Below are 20,054 nucleotides of genomic sequence, written 5' to 3'. Positions count from 1 at the left end.
GCTTCCCGCGGCAGCCCCCGTCTCGACGACCTCAAGCGGCAAGGGGATGCATGCCCCCGCAGCCAGGGACACGCAGCTCTGCGGCCTGCTTCCTGGGAGGCGTTTCAGCAGGCAGATACCGCGAAATCTCGAAGCCCGCGGCAACCTGGCACATCGTCGGTTTCTTCCAGCTCTTCTTGTTCATTGCATTCTCCTCTTTAGCCAGCCCGAAGGGACCGGTCATCCATCACCTCACAAACGGACAAATGAAACGCTGGGTTCTCAAACAGCCAAAACCCAGGAACAAAACACAACTGCCTAGCTCAGGGATGAGTTCCTTAGCTTCGTGTCTCTCCCGTTCGATCAAGCTCACCCCGGCGACCAGTTGCGGCACCTTGCGCTGCATGCAGGGCCCAGTCCGGATCGGTGTTCGCGGCCGTGGCGCCGGCGTGGGGCATGAGCATGACAGCCGCAACCAGGCTGCGAACCAGGCGCATCCGTTCCATCAACCGTTTCCTCCCGCGCCTTGTTTGCGGGTTATCAGTCCGCGCGAAGGGTCATAAGCGATGATGGCCCCCCCGAGAAACAGCAGCGTGCAGCCGGCGACGACGCCCAGCGACACCCAATCGATCTGCCCGTAGAAGGCGAAGCGGATCAACTCGACGGCATAGGTAAAGGGGTTGGCGAGGCAGAGCTTGTAAAGCAGCGGGCTCGCTTCCTGGATGCGCCACAAAGGATAGAGCGCCGGCGACGCGAAATAGCCGGGAAAGATCACGAAGTTCATGATGCCGGCGAAGTTCTCGAGCTGCTTGATCATCCAGGACAGGAGCATGCCGAGCGCGCAAAGCATCATCCCCGACAGGAACAGGGCCGGCAGCACGAATAGGTAACCGAGCGGCGGCGCCTTGACGCCCCAGAACCAGGCAACGATCAGAAAGGCATAAACCTGCGCGATCGACACGGAGACGCCGGCGAGCATCTTCGACACCAGCAGATACCAGCGGGGAAATGGGCTGACCAGCAGGATGCGCATATTGCCCATCTCACGGTCGTAGACCATCGACAGCGAAGACTGCATGCCCGAGAACAGCAGGATCATGCCGCACAAGCCCGGCGTGATGTAGACCTCGTAGAGCACGTAGGTCTTGTAGGGCGGGATGATCGAGACACCGAGCACCTGCCGGAACCCGGCGGCAAAAATGAACAGCCAGACGAGCGGTCGCACCAGCGACGAGATGAAGCGCTCGCGCTGGTGCAGGAAGCGCAGCCCTTCCCGCACGACGACGCCTTTGAGGCAGATGAGGTAGTGACGAAAGCCGAACGCGTCGGACTTCACCGGGGTGACGGCGGCGACCTTTTCCGGCATTGCGGGAGTGCTCATGGCGAGATCTCCGCCTGGCCGGCTGCTTCGCCGCGGCTGAGTTTGGAAAAGGCGTCGCGGATCGACGCGGCACCACTCGCTTTGACCACTTCGGCCACTTTGCCCTTGGCGACCAGGTCACCTTGCCGCAGCACGACGACATGGTCGCCATCTTCAACCTCGTCGATCAGGTGGGTGGCCCAAAGCACGCCGATGCCCTCGGTTTCGACCAGCTTGCGGATGGTGGCGAGAATGCCCGCGCGCGATTGGATGTCGAGACCCACCGTCGCCTCGTCGAGCAGCAGCAGGGACGGGCTATGGAGCAGCGCCCGGGCGGGCCGCGAGCCTTGTCATGCTGACGGCCTTGCATGTCGACCGTCTCGATCAGCGCTGCAATGCGCTGCCGGGCTTCGTGCCGTCCGATGCCGTGCAGCGAGGCGTGATAGGAGAGGTTCTGGTATACGCTCAGGTCGAGGTCGAGCGTGCGTGCCTGGAACACAATGCCGACCCGCCTGAGCGCCTCGCCGGACGCACGGCGGACATCATGGCCGAAGATGCGGATCGATCCCTGGCGCGTGTCGTAGAGGTGGCTGATCAGCGAGAACAGGGTCGTCTTGCCGGCGCCGTTGAGACCGAGAAGGCCGGTGAAAGTCGCCGGCGCTATCGAGAACGAGACGTCGTTGAGCGCCCGCGTCGGGCCATAGGAATGGCTGACGCCGGCGACATCGAGTGCCGCCGCTCCGGTCCCCGTTTTCGCCGTCCTCGCATGCTGCATGGATGCTCCTTCAGATGCTATCTAGCGCGCTCGACGTCTTTGGCCCGGCTTCATGGCCTTAATCTTTAGCCTGCTTTTCTATTTGGGCGATATGACCACGCCCCACGGCTGCTGCCCCACGGTGACCGACTGAACCGGCTCCTCGGTCGCCGTATCGATGAAAGTGATGTCGTTGGAATTGCCGTTCGTTGTGATCAGTGTCTTCTGATCCGGGGTGAAGTCCAGATGCCAGACGCGCTGTCCGACGAGGATGTAGTTTTCCACCTCGTAGGTTTCGGTGTTGATCACTGCGACATGGTTCGCCGGGCCGAGCGCGATATAGGCCTTCTTCCCGTCGGCGCTGATGGCGATGCCGACCGGCTGGATGGTTTCGGCTCGCAGTCCGGGAATCGCGAACTTGATCCTCTTCACGACCTGGCGCTTGGCGTTGTCGATGACGCTGACGGTGCCGCCGATCTCGGCACTGACCCAGGCCTGCGAGCCGTCGGGCTTGAACGCGGCGAAGCGCGGGCGCGTGTCGACCAGCACGTTGTCGGTTACCTCATGGCTCTCGGTGTCGATGAAATGCGCCATGCTGGTGGTCTCCGAGGTGTTGACCAGGGTCTTGCCGTCGGGGCTGACGGCCATGCCTTCGGGTTCCACGCCGACCGGGATCTCGGACGTGACTTGCTTGCTGTCGAGGTCGATCGCGGTGACCAGATTGTCGTTTTCGTTGGCGACGTAGAGCGCCTTGCCGTCGGGCGAAAGCACGAACAATTCGGGATCGTCGCCGGAGGGCAGCGTGCCGACGACCTGCAGCGTCGTGGTATCGATGATTTGGATCGTATTGTCGTCGCTGGCGCACAAATAGATGAACTTGCCGTCGTGCGAGATGGTGATGCCGCGCGGTCTCTGGCCGACGTCGACGGTCTTGACCACCTGCATGGTCGCCGTATCGACGACGGTCATCGTATTGTCCTTCTCGTTTGAGACATAGGCCGTGTAGGCCGATGCCGGGCCGGCCATGACGCCGGTTGCGAGAATGGCGAGTACGCAAGCTCGGCTCTGCACGAATTCCTCCCGATCGGCGCTACCTGAGAACGCATTTCGTTTCCGGCTGATCGATGCCGAGGGTGTCGAGTTCGGAGACTTCGTGGAGATAGCCCTCCTGGGGAGATGTCGAGACGACCGATTTGGCATCGCCAAGCAGGATCGGCTGGCGAAGCTGGAGGTTCCATTTGCGGAAGGTCAGCTTCTGTCCCTTGAACGCGGCGACCGAGAAGTCGTCCGAGCGGATGTAATCGCTGATCTTTTTCGGATCGTCACCATTGGTGCGCGTGGTGGCTTCGCCGACGGCCCGCACGGCCGTCCAGGCCGACATGTCCTTGGACATCATTCGCCGGCCTGCCGTCTTCAGGAAGCGATTTTGCATTTGAATGCCGCCCCACTGTTCACTCGCGGGATGCCATGACGATGCCACAAGACCGGCCGTGCCTGCGACGAGCCGCGGCGTCCAGCTGCGGTAGGGCACGTAGGTCCCGAACACCTCGCTTTCATCGGCCACAAGCAGCACGTCATGCTCCGGCAGGTCCTGCGTGAATACCGAAATCTGTTGCTGTATCTGCGTGGCTCCGGTGTCAGTGCGGCGCGCCGTCCCGGTATCCTTGAATTCCTTCTCCGCGACGATCTGCCCGCCGAAGCGGGCTGCCGCGCGGCGCAACGCGTCGGCATAAAGGCGGTCCTCGTCATGCGAGCCGTAGAGCAGCACCCAGTTCGGCCATTTCTTCACCATCAGATACTGCGCCAGAGCGTCGGCGAGCATGCTTCGCGTCGGCGCGATGTGGAAGACGTTTATGCGGCAGTCCTCCTCGCGCAGTCTGTCGTCGGTGGCGCCCACGTTGAAGATCAGCACGCCCTTGTCGCGGGCGATGTCGGCGATCGACAGCAGCTGCTTGGCCGAGAGGTCCGCGATCACATAGCGGTCGCCTTTGGCATTCAACGCGTTGAATGCCTGAACCGCGTCGGCCTCCGGTTTTATCTCGGTGACGTCGAGGCTGAATTTCTGATTGATGAACCTGCCCGTGGTGTTGTTGTCGCCGATGGCGACATTGGCGCCCGCGACACCTTCGTCACGCGGCGGCTCGTCCAGCAGGGAAAGCGTCAGGCGCGGCGCGTAGGCCCGTAAATAGCCTATCTTGATTTCGGTTGTCTTCTCGTCCGGCTTGATCGCTCCGGCCGGCTGCACGGTCGGTTGCTGGGCGAACGCACGCGGAGCAGCAGCGGTCATCGACAGAAAGCACAAAAGGGCCGCCAAGGTGCCCGACACCGCGCTTGTCATCGACAAATCACCGTTCTTGCGCCTAAGTCCGATCGTTTGCCGGACCAGCGCGAAGTCAAGGTGTCCCAAGGCGAACTTAGAGAGCCGGCGGGATTTATCAACCTCGTGAGCAGGACGTCTCCGGCTCTGCCGGCAACTGCGCAGTAAGTTCCGAACGATGCTGGCCGCGCGACGGTCCGAAGCGGCCCGGACGTATCTCAGGGAAGAGTTGCTTCGGCGAACCATTTGTCTTTCGTCGCCCCCCGCACCCCCACCGGTTCACGCAGGTTGCGCTCGGACCACGGCGCTCCTGAAGCAAAACTTGCGATTTGACGCCCTCAGCTTGACCTTGCGGCGAGGCCTGTCCTCTGATTCCCTGATCTTGGCGGGACCATCTGATTCGTTTGCTAGTTGCTCTGGCGCAGCCACTGCGTCCCGTAGAGAGATCACAATGACCGCCAAGCCGGAAATCCTGGAGATGAGACCTAAGATAACCGTTGTGGGGGTCGGTGGCGCTGGCGGAAACGCCGTCAACAACATGATCGCTGAAGGCCTGCAGGGGGTCGAGTTCGTCGTCGCCAATACCGACGCCCAGGCGCTCACCATGTCGAAGTCGCCGCGGCTGATCCAGTTGGGTGCGCATGTGACCGAAGGCTTGGGCGCCGGATCTCTCCCCCACGTCGGCAGCGCGGCCGCCGAGGAATCCATCGACGAGATCATGGATCATCTTGCGGGAACGCACATGTGTTTCATCACGGCGGGCATGGGCGGCGGCACCGGGACTGGCGCCGCGCCCGTCATTGCGCGTGCGGCGCGCGATGCCGGCATTTTGACGGTGGCCGTCGTTACCAAGCCTTTCACGTTCGAGGGCAAGCGCAGGTCCCAGGCCGCCGAAGAGGGCATAGAACGCCTTCGCGAAAGCGCCGACACCGTGATCGTCATCCCCAACCAGAACCTTTTCAGGGTCGCCGACGCCAGGACGACGTTTGCCGATGCCTTCGCTATGGCGGACCGTGTTCTCTACGCCGGTGTCGGCTGCATCACGGATCTCATCGTGAAGGAAGGCCTGATCAATCTCGATTTTGCCGACGTGAAGTCGGTGATGCGGGACATGGGCCGGGCGATGATGGGAACCGGTGAGGCCTCGGGGGAGGGCCGCGCAAGGACGGCGGCCGAGGCAGCAATCGCCAACCCGCTGCTCGATGAGGCTTCCATGACGGGCGCCAGAGGCCTGCTGGTATCGATCTGCGGCGGCACGGACATGACGCTCTTCGAGGTCGACGAAGCCGCGACACGGATACGGGAAGAGGTCGACGCCGACGCCGACATTATCGTCGGCGCCATCTTCGACCAGGCATTGGCCGGAAAGTTTCGGGTGTCGGTCGTCGCAACGGGTCTGCGGAAGAGCGAAGACATGCCGCAGCTTCAGCAGAGGATCGCCTGAAGCCGGCCTTCCTGGTTGGCGAGATCCCGCCGGCGAATCTCTACTCGTCGCTATGACTTGACTTGGTTGGCTTTCGGTGGCCTGCCCAGGCCCCTACGGCCGGGATGGTGGCGAGCGGATCCTAGCTAGGGTTTTCAGTCGAGCGAAGCTGGAGCAGATCAGCTGGCCATTCTTTAATAACGGGCCATTCTCTCGGCGATGAGGCCCGGGCGGGCTGCGATTTTTGCTCCGGCGCCGGTGAACATTTTTCCCCTGAGACAGTTTGGAGTGCCTTGGGGAATACCGGAAAGCCACTTGGACAATACGGGATTAACGGGAAGCACGACCAGTGACGCGGAGGGCGTATTCGCTGTCCGGTCCGCGGGTCTGCAGTGGATCACGGTGAGCGGCTCGTATTTCGCCACTGAGGACGGCGAGCCGTGGATGCCGATCGGGCAGAATGACGCGATAAGCTGGCCCGAGCTAAATGGACTGTTCCGGCGCAAGGACATAGCCGGCGTGGAGGCTCACCTCCGCTGGCTTAAGCAAAGCGGCGTCACCTGCCTCAGGCTGATGCTGGAATATGCTCAGGTCCGCCACCGCTACTTCGAGCGGCCGCTCGGTCGCTTCGTTCCTGCTATCGTGCGGCTGTGGGACGATCTTTTTCGTCTCTGTGAAAAGCACGGTTTGAGAATACTGCTCACCCCGTTCGATACATTTTGGCAGTGGCGGCACTGGCGTCATCACCCCTATAATCAGAGGAACGGCGGCGTGCTGGATCAGCCCTCGCGCTTTCTGGTCTGCACGGCCACGCGCCGCGCCATCAAGGCAAGGCTGGAATTCGCGGTGCGCAGATGGGGCGGCAGCGGCGCGCTCTTCGCTTGGGACCTCTGGAATGAGATCCATCCCGAGCAGGCCGAAGGCAGCGCCGACGATTTCGGCGACTTCATCCACGATCTCGGTGCTTTCGTTCGCCGGCTGGAGATTTCGCTCTACGGCCGCTCCCACCCGCAAACGGTTTCGCTCTTCGGACCGGAGCTTCGCTGGCGGGCGCACATGCCGCTCCGCGAACCTATCTTCCGGCATCCGGATCTCGACTTCGCCTCCCTCCACATCTACGAGGAGGGCACGATCGATCATCCCCGCGACACAGTGGCCCCGGCGCTCGGCCTGGGGCGGATCGTCGGCGAGGCCCTGGCCGAAACTCGCGATGGCCGGCCGTTCCTCGACAGCGAACATGGCCCGATCCATACCTTCAAGGACAAGAAGATCACGCTGCCGGAGCCGTTCGACGACGAATATTTCCGCCATATGCAATGGGCGCACCTGGCTGCCGGCGGTGCCGGTGGCGGCATGCGCTGGCCGAACCGCACGCCGCATGTGCTCACACCCGGCATGCGGCGGGCGCAGCGCTCGCTGGCGGGTTTCCTGCCGCTGATCGACTGGAGTCGGTTCCGACGTGTCCATCTCTGCGGCCGGGTGCGGGTTTCCCGCCCCGATGTCGCGGCGGTAGCCTGCGGCGACGATGCCCAGGCGGTGGCCTGGCTGGTGCACCGCGAAACGATCGGGCCCAACGGCATGCTGCAGGCCGACGTGCAAACCGAGCCCGTCATGATCGTCCTGCCTGGGCTGGCTCCGGGTAGCTACCGCATAGTCGGCTGGGATACTGCGGCCGGCACGCAAGCGGCGGAATGGCGGGCGCAAGCGGACGGTAGGTTGACGCTGGAGGTGCCACCGTTCGCGACCGATGTCGCGCTCGCGATCCGCCGATGCTGAGAGGGACCGAAGCCAGCCCGTCCGTCTCTGCTTTGCCTTGCTCGATGGCAGCTCCGAGACCTTGCCGAGACCGACCGGGAGTATCGGCGGTCTTCTAGATTTTCGCGGCTGAGCGGGGAACACTTCATCCACCTTCGGGTTCGGAAGTTATGCGTCATGCGCCGCCCGCGGCAGCCCGCTCAGCTTCGGCAATGAACGAGGACCCGATTATTCCACTCGCGAAAGCGATCCGAGAGCGCAATGCGGTGCTCTTTGTCGGAGCTGGTGTTTCGATGAGCGTGGGGCTGCCTTCCTGGGAGAAGCTGATTGAGCGCATGGCGAGCGAACTCGGCCTGGATGGCGCGAGACCGCGTGATCGCTTCCAAACCCTGGCCGAGTATTACCGGATCAAGCATGGCAGCATCGGGCCGTTGCGCAGTTGGATGGACAGGCACTGGACCGTGACGAGGGAGAAGATTCGGGAGTCCGAACTGCATCGTCTGATCGTCGCGCTGGATTTTCCGGTGATCTACACCACCAACTATGACCGGAACCTCGAAGTCGCCTTTGAGATACACGGCCGCGCATACGTGAAGGTGGCCAATGCTAGGGATGTCTCGAAGGCTCGCCGGGACGTCGCTTGCATCGTGAAATTCCACGGCGACTTCGATGACGATTCCTCGCTGGTCCTTACGGAAACCGACTATCTCGATCGGTTATCCTTCGATTCGCCGCTCGATGTGCGGTTTCGTTCCGATGCGCTGGGCAGCACGGTTCTGTTCGTCGGCTATAGTCTCTCGGACCTGAACATCCGGCTGCTGTTGCATCGGCTTTGGCAGACATGGAACCGTTCGGGCTACGAGGCGGATCGGCCGCCGTCATACATTTTCATGGCGAGCCGAGACCCCGTCGAAGAAGCCGTGCTGGGGCGTTGGGGTATCTCCGTGCTCACAGGCGACAACGACGATCCGGAAGTCGGTCTCGTGAGTTTCCTCAGTCGGCTGGCCGAGGTTGTGAACGATCAGGAGATCACGCTGGGCTGAACGCCGTTCAGCACGCGGCAAGAACGAAGAATTTGCCCAACCCAAAGAGGGTTTCGGCCGTTGGTCGACCGTGCCGGCCAATGCAAGGAGTAAGAATGTGCCGCAAGCCGTTAGCCCAAACGTGAATCCGGCTGCCAGCGCGGTCACATTCGACAGTTTTTTCATGGGCGGTTTCGAATGCTCCTCGCACCGGCGAAAGGATGGCGTGCGTCTCGATCTCGTGCGGGCGACTGGCCATGATTCTCACGCAGAACGCGACTATCGCGGCTGCGCGAACCTTGGGCTCAGAACTGTTCGTGACGGGTTACGCTGGCACCTGATCGAGAAGGCGCCGGGCGTGTACGATTGGTCGAGTTGGGCGCCGATGATTGAAGCGGCAAATCTCGCCGGCGTTCAGGTCATCTGGGATGTCTTTCACTACGGAACCCCCGATTATCTTGACCAGGGCGGGACGGAGCTGATCGAGCGCTATGCCGATTTCGCAGCGGAAGCTGTCCGGTTGCATCGGGCCGTCAGCGGGAAGCCTGCGCTCGTCTGCCCGATCAACGAGATATCGTTCTTCGCCTGGGCAGTCGAAGTGGGCTATTTTCCGCCGGCCGGCCCAAGGCGAAGGGGTTGGTTCAAACGCCACCTTGTCAAGGCTGCCGTGCAAGGCATACGAGCCATGCGCCAAGCGGATCCAGAATGCCGGTTCATCTGGGCCGAGCCGCTAATTCACATCGCGCCGCGCGATCGAAGCCGCGCGGAGATACGGGCGGCTGAAAAAGTCCGTCAAGGACAGTTCGAAGCGTACGACATGCTGATGGGGCGCGTCGAGCCGCAGCTTGGCGGCAGCGAAGATCTCATCGATGTCATCGGTCTGAATTTTTACCCGCACAATCAGTGGTACCTGCACGGGCCAACAATCCCGATGGGGCATCACGAATACCGGGCTCTGTCGGAAATGCTCGTCGAGGTCGCCCAACGCTACCGACAGCCGATGTACATTGCAGAGACCGGTGCGGAAGGATCGGGAGGCCCGGCATGGCTTCACTATGTGTGCGACGAGGTGCGGGACGCCGTGAGCCAAGGCGCGCCGGTGGAGGGAATCTGCCTTTATCCGATTACGGCTTACCCGGGATGGGACAATTCACGCCACGCCGAAGTTGGCCTTTTCTCCGTCATCCATGCGGATGGATCGCGCCGCACCCGTCAGCCCATGGCCGATGAACTGGCGAGGCAGCAGAGGGTGTTTGGCCAGCGTTCTCGACCCACGCAGCCTTTGCCGGAGTAGCAAGCGGCTTTAGCCCGGCACAGCCATTGCCGGCTGCAAGGCGCCTCCAATTGGGACCGTCTTCTGAATGCGGGCGAAAGTAGTCAGAGCCTGACCCACGACCTGGTCCATATTGTAATAGCGGTATGTCGCAAGGCGGCCGACAAACCAGACATCCGGGCGACTGGCGGACAAGGCTTCATATTGCTTGTAGAGCGCTTCGTTTTCCGGCCTGGGCACCGGGTAATACGGATCGCCAATGTCGGTCGGGTATTCATAGGTGAGGCTTGTCCGGGCGTTCTTCTGGCCGGTCAGATGCTTGTACTCGGTGATCCGGGTGAAGTCCTCCGTTTGCGGATAGTTGACCACAGCGACCGGCTGGAACTGTTCGCATTCGACGGTCACGTGCTCGAAACGCAGTGAGCGATACGGCAGACGGCCAAGTCTCCAGTCGAAGAATTCGTCGACAGGGCCGGTGTAGATCAGCTTGCGGAACGGAATCCGGTCCCGGACCTCACGATAATCCGTCTGCAGCATGATCTTGATATTGGGATGGTTGAGCATGCGCTCGAACATGCGCGTGTACCCGTTCGCGGGCATGTGCTGGAAGCTGTCGCCGAAGTAGCGGTCGTCGCGGTTGGTCCTGGTCGGAACCCGGGCGGTTACCGATTTGCTAAGCTGGGAGGGGTCTACGCCCCATTGCTTCCTGGTGTAGCCGCGGAAGAATTTCTCATAGAGTTCCCGCCCGACAGTGCTGACCACGACGTCCTCGGCCGTGTGGACTTCCTCGATGGTCTCGCGGCGAGACGCGAAGAAGTCTTCCAGTTCCACCGGATCCAAATCGAGACCATAGAGGCGGTTGATCGTATCGAGATTGATGGGGATCGGGAGAAGCATTCCGTCGACCGCCGCCAGCACACGATGTTCATACGGCCGCCATGTCGTGAAGTGTGACAGATAATCCACGATGGACCGCGCATTTGTATGGAATATGTGCGGCCCGTAGCGGTGGATGAGGATGCCTGCTTCGTCGTAGCAGTCATAGGCGTTACCCCCGATGTGATTGCGGCGATCGATGAGGAGAACGCTTTCTCCCCGCTGCGAGGCAATCCGTTCGGCGAGAACGCTGCCGGCGAAGCCGGCGCCGACGATCAGCCAGTCGAACATGGTCAGGCGCTCCTGCGGAACGGGACGACCTTTTTCCGAGCACTGGCGTTCCTGATATGAGCGGCCATGCCATTCCATGTGCGCTTCCAGGACATGTCCCGGAGATAGGCATCGACCTGCTGAAGCCGCGCCTCGCGCGATTGGGTAAGGACGGATCGCAGCTTGATGTCGACGTCCTCGGCGTCCACTATGTCGACGAGCCCGGCTGCGCCGTAGGTTCGCACAACATCGACAATTGCTGTTGAAACCACTGGCAGGCCAGCGGCGAGGAACTCCGGCGTTTTTGTCGGGCTGATGAAGCGTGTGGCCTCGTTGAGCGCGAACGGCATCCAGCCGGCGTCCCAGTGGCGCAGATAATCTGGAAGATCGGCATAGGCTTTCCCGCCGAGCCAATGCAGATTGCCCGCTGTCGGCAGGCTGCTCGGGTCGATCTTGACCACCGGACCGAGCATGACGAAATGCACGTCCGGCATGGCCTTGGAGGCCTGGGCCACGAGATCGATGTCGAGGCGCTCGTCGATGACGCCGAAGAAGCCCACCCGTGGATGAGGAATGCCGAATTGATCGGCCGGGTCCTTGCCGGGTGTCCTTGCCTTGTGGAAGTGGCTGACGTCGATGCTGCTCGGAAACGGATAGATGGCACGGTGCTGGCAGCGCTTCGCTTCAAAGAGGCTCAAGCCGCCGGTGAAGACCACGTCGGCACGCCCGAAGAGGGCTCGCTCCATCATGGCCAACTCGGTTGGCGCATTCTTGAACGCCGAAAGTTCGTCCATGCAGTCATAGACGCAGACATCGCAATTGATGTGCGCGCTGAAGCGTAGGGCCATGGGCGTGTAGTACCAGGCGGTCAGGTTAGTGTGCGGCGTCGAAGCGATGATCCGGTCGAGATATTTGCGCTGCACGGCATCAGCTCTGGCCGGGCTTGTGCCAATTGGAAGCAGAGGAGTCGCGACCCGAATTGCCGGCGCCACCTCTGAGAAACGCATCGAAGGATGCGAGCGCTCCTCGAAAACAGGTTCCTCGAAATAGATAATCTCATGTTCCTTCGCGGCCAAGGTAAGAATATGCTGTGGACGCTGATAAACAAAATTCCATCGTAAATGAGAGAGACATACCAGTAAGTCTTGCGTCTTGGTGGTTCTTCTGCGAGTTGGTATTCTTATTGCCGAGTCCATACAAATTTCCCTAGTGGCAGCCGAAATTATATTGCGATTAACATTTGTTAATCGCAGGCAGCGCGAGACGAGATCCACCTTTCCGTCTAACTTTCCGTCGAATAACTTGTTCCAGTCGCGAACCGTTAAAGCGGCGAAGGATCATGCCGCGGTGCTGCTGCCCCTTTGGGAGGTGGAGCCAAGATTCGCACGCAGGTTCTTGGGGACGGTCACTCGGTGGCCGTATTTCGGTAGCATGGGCAGCTAAGCTGTTCGACGGCTCCAACGATTCGCCTGGACCGGAGCCAAACGAGCCTCAAACGGCCGGCAATTGCTGGGGCAGGTGATGAAGATCGAGTTCGAGACGAATGTGTTCCCGCTCTTCCATCCGCAGGCGGTGGACGATCTTAAGGATCCATGCCCCGTCTTTGACGGCAGGCTTTGGCACGTCTTCGGCTCGAGCGGCACGGTAACAACCGAGAGCTGGAAGATACTTCACGCAACCGCGCCGGAGCTGCATGGTCCCTGGACGGAGCACGAGCCCATCGAGCTTCCTGTCACAGGATCGGGCGTTGCCGCGCCCGGTGTTGTCTACGAGCTCGGCGTCTTCCACATGTTCATCCAGACCGAGTTCATGAAGTCCGGCGGCCGCTGTGAGCACGCGGTGTCGAATGATGGCTTCAACTGGGTGGTGCTCAACCCGGCAATCCTGTCGATCCCTGGCACGGACGAAGATGGGATCTATGATCCGCATCCGGCGATCATCGGCGGCAAGCGCTACATCGTCTATTCCGGCATGCCGAAATTCAGTCGTGTGCCGCAACCCGATGTCTACCTGGCGCGCAGCCAGTCGGACTCGTGGTTCGGACCTTGGAAGCGGCTGGGCAAGATCCTCGACCATAGTGAGATCCCACACCACAATACGCGCGATGATCCCGACTACGAGTGGGGGATCGAAGGCGCCCAACTGGTCGAGCTCCCCGATGGCCGCGTGCTTCTGAACGCCACGTGCTTCCTTCCGCGGGGAGCGCGAGGCAGCCGACAACGCGTGTTTTTCGCCATCGCCGCCGAGGTTACCGGACCCTACGTTTCGATCGGTCCGGTTCTTGATCCAGGCGGGCCAGGAGAAAACGGTCACTCGACCGTCATGATCGAGGGCGAACAGCTCACGCTTTTTTATCAGAGCCGTGTCGCGGCGACGAACCATCGCTGGCGATATGGCCTCGCCAGATGCGATATCAGTGTCCTGTCGAAGGTTGCGTGACAGTCCGGGTTCCGACGCGGCGGGGTTCAATTATTTCAAAGCATAGAGATAGGCCGCGATATCACGCGCCTGCTGCTCGGTGATCCTCGTCGATGGCATGGCGGTGTGCGGATTAATCTCTCTGGCGCCGCGTATCCAGCGGATCAGGTTCTCCGGATTGTTCGCCAGCACGCCGCCGATAATGACCCGGCCGGCGAGGCTGGCGTCGAGGCGCGGGCCGACCTGACCTTGCGCGCCCGGCACGCCAGGGATCGTATGGCAGCCGGAGCAGCCGTTCGCGGTCATGATCGGAATGGCGCGCGCGCCCACGCCGCCGGTTCCCGCGTCCGACTCGTGCCGGACACGATCACGCCGGTCGGCCCATAAGGCCACGGCGGCGACGGCTACGGCAACTACGATCATGGCGGCGAGGGCGCCGGCGATCAGTCTAGCCAGATCGGAGCGCATGCGTCGCCTCCCTGGTTTCGCTCTTGCTTATCCAGAGGCCGGCGAGCAGCAAAGCGGCTCCGCCATAGATCAGGCCAGCCGGAACCCACATCACCAGACCCGCAAGCTGCTGGTCCTCGATCGGGCTTAAACCCCACAGCGCTGCGCCACCGGCATTTTCCGGATACCATAGTTTGGGCGACAGCAGCAGCAGCACGCCGAGCAGGCCGGTGTGCATCGAGGTGAAGAAGAGATGCATGACAGCGCTGCCATAGGCCTGCTGCCGACCGGAACGGGGCAGAAGCGCCCACCAGAACAGCAAGGCAGTGCCGAGGAAGCTCGCATGCTGGGTATAGTGCAGCACGCCCCGCTGCAGGGCTGCCTCGAACAGGAACGGGATGTGCCAGATCCAGATGGCGATCGCGTGGATGATTGTTGCGTTGAGAGGGCGGCTGGCGAAGGCCCAGACCGCCTGCAGCATCTTGCCATGCGTGAGCCTTCCCGTTCTCTGCCGAAACGCGACCGGTAATGCCCATACCAGTGCCGCGCCGGGGCGGGCTGCAACCAGCAGCGGAGCCGCCAGCGCCATCAGCAGCTCGTGCTCGATCATGTGAGCGGCAAAGACCCGCTCGCCGAGCGCATGGATCGGGCTGACCAGCGCTCCCGTCAGCACGCACCACCCTGCGGCGAACAGCAAGGTTTGTCGTATCCGCTCTGGTCGGCCTCGGCTGCTGCGGCGCCACAGCCGGTTGGCGCCGGTCGCATAGACCAGCGCGAGCGCGGCCAGCGGAAGCGCGATGGGAAGGGCAAGCGTCCACCCGGTCTCGGGCGCGCCGGCGCCGTAGCAGATCGAGGTCGAGAAGAACGCCTCGAAACTCATCGCAGGCACTCGTCGAGGATGAGCGCGGCGCTGGCCTGCATGACGATGACGAGGGCAAACAGCAAAGCCGAAAGCATGCCGAGATCGGCGATGAATCGCTCGGTGCTGCGTGTACGCTCCGGTTTGAAGGCGGCGCCGCCTTGCCGCTTCGCCTGCCACGACAGGACGCCGCCGAGGAGCGAAAACACCATGAGCACCAGTGCGACGGGAAGCACCACCGGGACCTGGCGATTACATTGCCAGGGCACCAGCGCGTAATTCAGCTGCGTAGAGATGGCCCAGGCCAGAGGCCCCGACACAAGACCACCCCAGGACGTTCCCAAACGCAGCGCGCGCATCAGCCTAGCCTCGGGACCCAGTAGATGAGCAGATAGATCGGGATCCAGGTCAAGACCACGAAATCCCAGTAGAAGACGTTGTCGCCGACGTCGCCGAAACGCCGGCCGCTATAGGCGTGGCGCGTGAACATCAGCACTGTCAGAACGATCGTGTCGCCGACATCGGTGATCAGATGGATGGTATGCAGCCCGAGCAGCACCCACAGCATCGAGCCATAAGCGTTGGTGTCCCAATAGATGTTCAGGGCCGGAAACTCGAACCAGCGCACGATGAGCGGTGCGCTGCCGAGCAGCGACATCACCACCATGCCGATCCGCACCGGCCCGATCGCGCATTGCTTGGCGTAGCGGTTGAGGATGTGGTTCGGCACCAGGCTGACGACAAGAAGCAGGGTCACGATTGTTCCGGGCCAATGTTTGGGCTCGGGGGCGCTCAGACGCCAGTTGGGCCACAAGGTCGCCAGATACAGATAAGCGCCGGCCGCCAGCGCAAAGCCCATTCCTTCCAACGCCATGAAACCGAGCGTACCCCACCAGGTCGGGCTGCGCGGACCAAGCCCGAAGCTTGGCAGGCCCGACAGATCGGCGGCGGGACGCTGCTTCATTCCTCGTCCTCCGGCGTATCTTTCGGCCAGAACCAGCCGATCAGGGTGATCGCGATCGGCGCCGCGCCCCAGACGATCGCCCACGGCGTGAAGATCGAATACAGAAAGGTGCCGCCGACAGCGATCGCAGCGAACAAGGGCCAGATCGACGGCGTCGCCGATTTCTCGCGGATATCGGGATGCGCTTCCGCCACCGTCGAGATGAGGAGCTCGCGCACATCGACGCGAAGGCCGGTGGCGACGGGAAGGGCCTCGCGTTCGGCCCAGAGCGGCTCGACATTCGTGACGATTGGAATGCGCGCGAAATTATAGCTTGGAGGCGGCGAAGACGTGGCCCATTCCAGCGTGCCGGCATCCCAGGGATTGTCGCCGGCCGGCGCGCCTTTCAAGGCGCCATGCACGAGGTTGAAGGTGAACAGCACGAAGCTCAGGAAGAAGAGCACCGCGCCGCCGGTGATGAACAGGTTGATGTTCCCCCAGCCAAGCTCGGCCGGATAGGTATAGACCCTGCGCGGCATGCCCCACAGGCCGACAAGGTGCATCGGGAAGAAGGCCGCGTTGAAGCCGATGAAGGCCAGCCAGAAATGCCAGCGTCCGAGGCGCTCGCTCATCATGCGGCCGGTGATCTTGGGGAACCAGAAATAGGCGGCACCCAGCAGTGGGAAAACCGAGCCGCCGATCAGCACATAGTGGAAATGCGCGACGACGAAATAGGTGTCGTGCACCTGCAGGTCGAGCGGCACCGAGGCCAGCATCACACCGGTGAGACCGCCGATGACGAAGATGAAGAAGAAACCGAAGACGAAGAGCAACGGCGTGCGGATCACCGGTCTGCCGTCCCACAAGGTCGCCAGCCAGCAAAAGATCTGCACGCCGTTGGGAATGGCGATCAACATGCTGGATGCCGTGAAGAAGCTTGCACCGAGCTTCGGCAATCCCGTCGCGAACATGTGGTGGACCCAGAGACCGAACGACAGAAAGCCGACCGCGATCAACGACAGGACCAGCCCGAGATAGCCGAACGCCGGCCTTCGAGCGAAAGCGGGAATGATCGCGGAGACGATGCCTGTCGCCGGCAGGAAGATGATGTAGACCTCGGGGTGACCGAAGAACCAGAACAGGTGCTGGAACAGCAGGGCGTCGCCGCCCTCCGCTGGATTGAAAATATGCGTTCCGACCAGCCGGTCGAGGATCAGGAAGGTCGAGGTGATCATGACCGCCGGCATGGCGAAGACGACGACGAATGAGGTCACCAGCAACGCCCAGACATAGAGCGGGATCTTGTCCAGCGACATGCCTGCCGCACGCTGCTTCAATACGGTGACAATGGTCGCGACGGCGACCGCCAGCGATGAGACCTCGGTATAGGTGATCATCTGCGCCCACACGTCGGCGCGCTTGCCGGGACTGAATTCGGGACCTGACAGCGGCACATAGGCGAACCAGCCGACATCCGGCGCCATTGCAAGGGCGAAGGACACCCAGGCGAAGAGACCTCCCGAGACATAAATCCAGTAACTGAACGCGTTCAGGCGCGGAAAGGCGATGTTGCGGCTGCCGACCATCAGCGGCACCAGATAGATGCCGGTCGCCTGCACGATGGGCACGGCAAACAGGAACATCATGGTGACGCCATGCATGGTGAACAGCTGGTTGTAGAGGTCCGGCCCGATCAGGCCGCGTTGCGGTCCCGAAAGCTGGATGCGCATGGCGACGGCGCTCAGCCCGCCCAGGCACAGAAACCCGAATGCCGTGATCAGATAGCGCCTTGCGACGACCTTGTGATCAACGCTGGACAACGCGCCGATGATGCCGGGCGGCGTCCGCCATGTGCGCGCGAGCCAGCGGTGAAGGCTGGCATCGTCCATGCCGGTGTCGCGCGGCCCATCACGTTCGGGGGCAACGTCGCCCTTGGCAGTCGCCTCACGTTCCGGCGGCAGGTCGCGTTCGCTGGCCAGGTCCGCGCTGCTCATTTCAGGCCCTCGAGATAGGCGACGATCGCGTTGAGCTCGTCGCCATTGAGCTCGACCACCGGCATGTGGGAGCCGGGCTTGATGCCTTGCGGATCGGCTATCCAGGCGGCGAGATTGCCGCGGCTCATCCTCAAGGTTCCCGCGGCAAGTGTTTGCCGGCTGGCAATATGGGTGAGATCCGGAGCGACCGTTCCGCCCGCGGGCGTGCCGCCGATCTTGTGGCACATCACGCAGGGACGCTTGAGAAACAAGTCCGCGCCCGCCTTCGCCTCGTCGCCCGTCGGGGCCGCGGCCGGCTGCAGCTGGTCGTTCCACCAGGCGTCGAACTTTGCCCGCGGCTCGGCGATGATAAAGGTGCCCATGTTCGCATGCTGCGCGCCGCAGAACTCGGCGCACTGGCCGCGATAGGTTCCGGGCTTGTCCGCCTTGATATCCAGCACGTTCATGTGACCGGGGATGAGGTCTAGCTTGCCGGCCAGACTTGGGATCCAGAAGGAATGGATCACATCGGTCGAGGTCAGAAGAAGCCGCACCGGCTCGCCGGCGGGGATGTGGATTTCGTTCGCCGTCGTCAGGATGCGGCTCGGCGTGGCATCCTCATAGCGCACCTCCCACCACCACTGGTGCCCGGTCACCCGAATGGTGAGCGCAGCGTCCGAGCCGATTGCCGCAAGCGTCCTGTTGGCCAAGAAGCTGAGCAGGGTCAGCCCGACCAGCGTCGCTGCGGTCAGCCCGACAGCGATGACCACAACGCGCAATTTGCGATGGTCGGCGCTGGCGTCGAGCATCAGCGGCTCGGTGCGCCTGGGTGGCCGCATCAACAGCGGTGCGGCGAGAGCGATCATCACCAGCACCCACACTACCGAGCAAAGCCCTATGAAGAACCAGATCAGCCATGCCAACTCGCTCGCCGCGGGGCCTTTCGGGTCGAGCGCCGATTGCCAGCCCGCGCATCCCTGGAGAGAAAGGACGCTTGCCGCGGCAAACGCCATCGAGGCGAGGCCTTTCACGGCGACTTCCCCAGCGTGGCGGCATCCGGCATGCGGTTTTCCGACGGATGGGGCATCATGTCGTCATTTCGCTGTGGCGCAGCGGAAGAGGGCGCGTTGCCGCTTAGCGAACGCACGAAGGCCGCCAGTTCCCAGATCTGATCGTCGGGGATCTTGTTGCGGAAGCTCGGCATCCCGTTCGGACGTCCGTCGCGGATGGTGGCGTGAATGCTTTCCATCGAGCTGCCATAGATCCATTTCTGGTCCATCAGCGCCGGGCCCATGCCGCCGCCGCCATTGGCGTGGCATCCCGAACAGTTGAACCAGCCGAACAGGCGCTTGCCCTCGCTGAGATGAAAGGCGTTCGCCTCGAAGCTCGCCGCCTTGTTGTTGCTGGCGGAGGGCCTTTGGCCGCCAGGTTCCAGCGTAGTCACGGGCGTCGGTTGCCCGCCGGAGCCGAGCGAAGATTGCGGGCGCGTGTCCCGCTCCTCGCGCTGGCATGCCGCCAAGGCGAGCGTCACGGACAGCAGCGTCGCGAGACCCAGCCTCATCGCACCGGGCTCCCGGCGATGTCGAGAAGCGGAACGCCATATTGCGTCAGAACCGCGTCGATCTCGGCCTTGTGCCTGGCGAGCGCGCTATTCACATCGCCGCGCAGTCGCTCGTCCTCGCGCCGAACGCCCATCGAGATGTCGTACATCAGTGGCAGTTGCGGTCCATCGATGCGAGGTGTGACCGGCGTGATCCGGAGCGGCACCTTTTGCTTCGTAGCGAAGTAACCGGCGAGCGGGCCCCAGACCACGGCGACGTCGACCTCGCCGCTCGCGACAGCTTCCACAATGCGCGCCGCGGGGTTGGGAGCGGAATAGTCGCCGTAGACCGGGTAGCCGACGAGATGTCCGACAATGCCGCGACGGCCGAGCGCCTGGACCGGCGGCGAATTGGCGCCGTCATCGCCGATGAGCTGAACGCCGATGCGCATGTCGCGCAGCCGTGGATCGTTAAAGGACGTTACGTCCGGTCCATCCTGTCGTGCGACAAAGACGTAGGAGGATCTGTAGTAGGGCGAGGTGGTGCGTAGCATTTCGACATTTGCCGGCGTTCCGAGCACCAGATCGCAAAGCCCCGCTTTCAGCGTGTTGCGAACGAAGCCGCGGCGCTGCGCCCACCAGGTGTAGGTAAGCTTCGCGCCAAGGTCGGCCGCAACGATCTCGGCGATCTTGTTCTCGAAGCCTTCGCCGCTGGCGTCGGAGAACGGCATGTTGTTGGGATCGGCGCAGGCGCGCAGTTCCCGCGCATCCGCCGCGCCGGCCAGAACCAGCCAGACCAACGCGACGAGACCGGCCACGAGGGCCCGCGGGGCGGATCTTTTCGC

19 protein-coding genes and 1 pseudogene are annotated in these 20,054 nt (G+C 62.4%); 5 read left to right on the top strand and 15 right to left on the bottom strand.

The window, feature by feature from the left end; genetic code table 11:
• Positions 1-31: 31 nt before the first annotated feature.
• From P9217_RS07215 to P9217_RS07195, 5 genes and pseudogenes are all read right to left on the bottom strand, one after another.
• Positions 32-184 carry a hypothetical protein gene (locus P9217_RS07215; RefSeq protein ID WP_278086322.1) on the bottom strand — a complete coding sequence of 51 codons (153 nt, stop codon included), beginning with the start codon at positions 182-184 and terminating at the stop codon, positions 32-34.
• A 300-nt stretch (positions 185-484) separates the two neighbouring features.
• Positions 485-1,345, bottom strand: a complete 861-nt coding sequence (locus P9217_RS07210; protein WP_278086938.1) for an ABC transporter permease — start codon at positions 1,343-1,345, stop codon at positions 485-487.
• An 11-nt stretch (positions 1,346-1,356) separates the two neighbouring features.
• Positions 1,357-2,114: pseudogene (locus tag P9217_RS07205) on the bottom strand (ATP-binding cassette domain-containing protein).
• Between the two features lie 78 nt (positions 2,115-2,192).
• On the bottom strand, positions 2,193-3,164 hold the full coding sequence (locus tag P9217_RS07200) for a YVTN family beta-propeller repeat protein (protein WP_127323740.1): 972 nt from the start codon (positions 3,162-3,164) through the stop codon (positions 2,193-2,195).
• Positions 3,165-3,183: 19 nt separating this feature from the next.
• Positions 3,184-4,431 (bottom strand): ABC transporter substrate-binding protein, encoded by a 1,248-nt coding sequence (locus P9217_RS07195; RefSeq protein WP_278086324.1) that lies wholly within the window; start codon positions 4,429-4,431, stop codon positions 3,184-3,186.
• Between the two features lie 430 nt (positions 4,432-4,861).
• On the opposite strand from P9217_RS07195, the gene ftsZ reads away from it, so the two are divergent.
• From ftsZ to P9217_RS07175, 4 genes are all read left to right on the top strand, one after another.
• Positions 4,862-5,854 carry a cell division protein FtsZ gene (ftsZ, locus tag P9217_RS07190; RefSeq protein ID WP_067328519.1) on the top strand — a complete coding sequence of 331 codons (993 nt, stop codon included), beginning with the start codon at positions 4,862-4,864 and terminating at the stop codon, positions 5,852-5,854.
• Positions 5,855-6,235: 381 nt separating this feature from the next.
• Complete coding sequence (locus tag P9217_RS07185; RefSeq protein ID WP_278086325.1) at positions 6,236-7,609, top strand: hypothetical protein; 1,374 nt, start codon at positions 6,236-6,238, stop codon at positions 7,607-7,609.
• Between the two features lie 191 nt (positions 7,610-7,800).
• Entirely contained in the window at positions 7,801-8,631 is an 831-nt protein-coding gene (locus P9217_RS07180) for an SIR2 family protein (protein WP_095777407.1), read from the top strand.
• 97 nt (positions 8,632-8,728) lie between these two features.
• Positions 8,729-9,904: a beta-glucosidase gene (locus P9217_RS07175; RefSeq protein ID WP_278086326.1), complete on the top strand. Its 1,176-nt coding sequence runs from the start codon at positions 8,729-8,731 to the stop codon at positions 9,902-9,904.
• 9 nt (positions 9,905-9,913) lie between these two features.
• On the opposite strand, the gene glf is transcribed toward P9217_RS07175, so the two are convergent.
• Both glf and P9217_RS07165 read right to left on the bottom strand, forming a co-directional pair.
• Positions 9,914-11,050 (bottom strand): UDP-galactopyranose mutase, encoded by a 1,137-nt coding sequence (gene glf / locus P9217_RS07170; protein WP_278086939.1) that lies wholly within the window; start codon positions 11,048-11,050, stop codon positions 9,914-9,916.
• A 2-nt stretch (positions 11,051-11,052) separates the two neighbouring features.
• A complete protein-coding gene (locus P9217_RS07165) occupies positions 11,053-12,225 on the bottom strand; it encodes a glycosyltransferase (protein WP_278086327.1) in 1,173 nt (390 codons plus the stop codon).
• Between the two features lie 325 nt (positions 12,226-12,550).
• Here P9217_RS07165 and P9217_RS07160 point away from each other — a divergent pair, with 325 nt between their 5' ends.
• Positions 12,551-13,468 carry a hypothetical protein gene (locus tag P9217_RS07160; RefSeq protein WP_067328531.1) on the top strand — a complete coding sequence of 306 codons (918 nt, stop codon included), beginning with the start codon at positions 12,551-12,553 and terminating at the stop codon, positions 13,466-13,468.
• Between the two features lie 30 nt (positions 13,469-13,498).
• On the opposite strand, the gene P9217_RS07155 is transcribed toward P9217_RS07160, so the two are convergent.
• The 8 genes from P9217_RS07155 to P9217_RS07120 are packed head-to-tail and all read right to left on the bottom strand — an operon-like array spanning position 13,499 to position 20,027.
• Positions 13,499-13,915, bottom strand: a complete 417-nt coding sequence (locus P9217_RS07155) for a c-type cytochrome (protein WP_278086328.1) — start codon at positions 13,913-13,915, stop codon at positions 13,499-13,501.
• The gene (locus tag P9217_RS07150) at positions 13,896-14,774 is read right to left on the bottom strand and encodes a cytochrome c oxidase assembly protein (RefSeq protein ID WP_278086329.1); all 879 of its coding nucleotides are present in this window, start codon (positions 14,772-14,774) and stop codon (positions 13,896-13,898) included. Before P9217_RS07150 ends, P9217_RS07155 begins: the two co-directional genes overlap by 20 nt.
• Positions 14,771-15,112: a hypothetical protein gene (locus P9217_RS07145; protein ID WP_095826018.1), complete on the bottom strand. Its 342-nt coding sequence runs from the start codon at positions 15,110-15,112 to the stop codon at positions 14,771-14,773. The genes P9217_RS07150 and P9217_RS07145 overlap by 4 nt, the downstream gene beginning before the upstream one ends.
• Complete coding sequence (locus tag P9217_RS07140) at positions 15,112-15,717, bottom strand: cytochrome c oxidase subunit 3 (RefSeq protein WP_278086330.1); 606 nt, start codon at positions 15,715-15,717, stop codon at positions 15,112-15,114. Before P9217_RS07140 ends, P9217_RS07145 begins: the two co-directional genes overlap by 1 nt.
• The gene (gene ctaD / locus P9217_RS07135; RefSeq protein WP_082954049.1) at positions 15,714-17,690 is read right to left on the bottom strand and encodes a cytochrome c oxidase subunit I; all 1,977 of its coding nucleotides are present in this window, start codon (positions 17,688-17,690) and stop codon (positions 15,714-15,716) included. The genes P9217_RS07140 and ctaD overlap by 4 nt, the downstream gene beginning before the upstream one ends.
• Positions 17,687-18,700: a cytochrome c oxidase subunit II gene (gene coxB / locus P9217_RS07130; RefSeq protein WP_278086331.1), complete on the bottom strand. Its 1,014-nt coding sequence runs from the start codon at positions 18,698-18,700 to the stop codon at positions 17,687-17,689. The genes ctaD and coxB overlap by 4 nt, the downstream gene beginning before the upstream one ends.
• A complete protein-coding gene (locus P9217_RS07125; protein WP_095826015.1) occupies positions 18,697-19,230 on the bottom strand; it encodes a c-type cytochrome in 534 nt (177 codons plus the stop codon). Before P9217_RS07125 ends, coxB begins: the two co-directional genes overlap by 4 nt.
• Positions 19,227-20,027, bottom strand: a complete 801-nt coding sequence (locus P9217_RS07120) for a substrate-binding domain-containing protein (RefSeq protein ID WP_245322488.1) — start codon at positions 20,025-20,027, stop codon at positions 19,227-19,229. The genes P9217_RS07125 and P9217_RS07120 overlap by 4 nt, the downstream gene beginning before the upstream one ends.
• Between the last annotated feature and the right edge of the window lie 27 nt (positions 20,028-20,054).

The sequence above is a fragment of the Mesorhizobium sp. WSM4989 genome (genome assembly GCF_029625795.1).
GTDB lineage: Bacteria > Pseudomonadota > Alphaproteobacteria > Rhizobiales > Rhizobiaceae > Mesorhizobium.
This window is presented reverse-complemented; position numbering and strand designations above follow the sequence as displayed.

Coding starts and splice junctions, on each gene's coding strand:
- P9217_RS07215 (WP_278086322.1), bottom strand. CDS start 184: ATGAACAAGAAGAGCTGGAAGAAACCGACGATGTGCCAGGTTGCCGCG.
- P9217_RS07210 (WP_278086938.1), bottom strand. CDS start 1,345: ATGCCGGAAAAGGTCGCCGCCGTCACCCCGGTGAAGTCCGACGCGTTC.
- P9217_RS07195 (WP_278086324.1), bottom strand. CDS start 4,431: ATGACAAGCGCGGTGTCGGGCACCTTGGCGGCCCTTTTGTGCTTTCTG.
- ftsZ (WP_067328519.1), top strand. CDS start 4,862: ATGACCGCCAAGCCGGAAATCCTGGAGATGAGACCTAAGATAACCGTT.
- P9217_RS07180 (WP_095777407.1), top strand. CDS start 7,801: ATGAACGAGGACCCGATTATTCCACTCGCGAAAGCGATCCGAGAGCGC.
- glf (WP_278086939.1), bottom strand. CDS start 11,050: ATGTTCGACTGGCTGATCGTCGGCGCCGGCTTCGCCGGCAGCGTTCTC.
- P9217_RS07165 (WP_278086327.1), bottom strand. CDS start 12,225: ATGGACTCGGCAATAAGAATACCAACTCGCAGAAGAACCACCAAGACG.
- P9217_RS07160 (WP_067328531.1), top strand. CDS start 12,551: ATGAAGATCGAGTTCGAGACGAATGTGTTCCCGCTCTTCCATCCGCAG.
- P9217_RS07155 (WP_278086328.1), bottom strand. CDS start 13,915: ATGCGCTCCGATCTGGCTAGACTGATCGCCGGCGCCCTCGCCGCCATG.
- P9217_RS07150 (WP_278086329.1), bottom strand. CDS start 14,774: ATGAGTTTCGAGGCGTTCTTCTCGACCTCGATCTGCTACGGCGCCGGC.
- P9217_RS07145 (WP_095826018.1), bottom strand. CDS start 15,112: ATGCGCGCGCTGCGTTTGGGAACGTCCTGGGGTGGTCTTGTGTCGGGG.
- P9217_RS07140 (WP_278086330.1), bottom strand. CDS start 15,717: ATGAAGCAGCGTCCCGCCGCCGATCTGTCGGGCCTGCCAAGCTTCGGG.
- ctaD (WP_082954049.1), bottom strand. CDS start 17,690: ATGAGCAGCGCGGACCTGGCCAGCGAACGCGACCTGCCGCCGGAACGT.
- P9217_RS07125 (WP_095826015.1), bottom strand. CDS start 19,230: ATGAGGCTGGGTCTCGCGACGCTGCTGTCCGTGACGCTCGCCTTGGCG.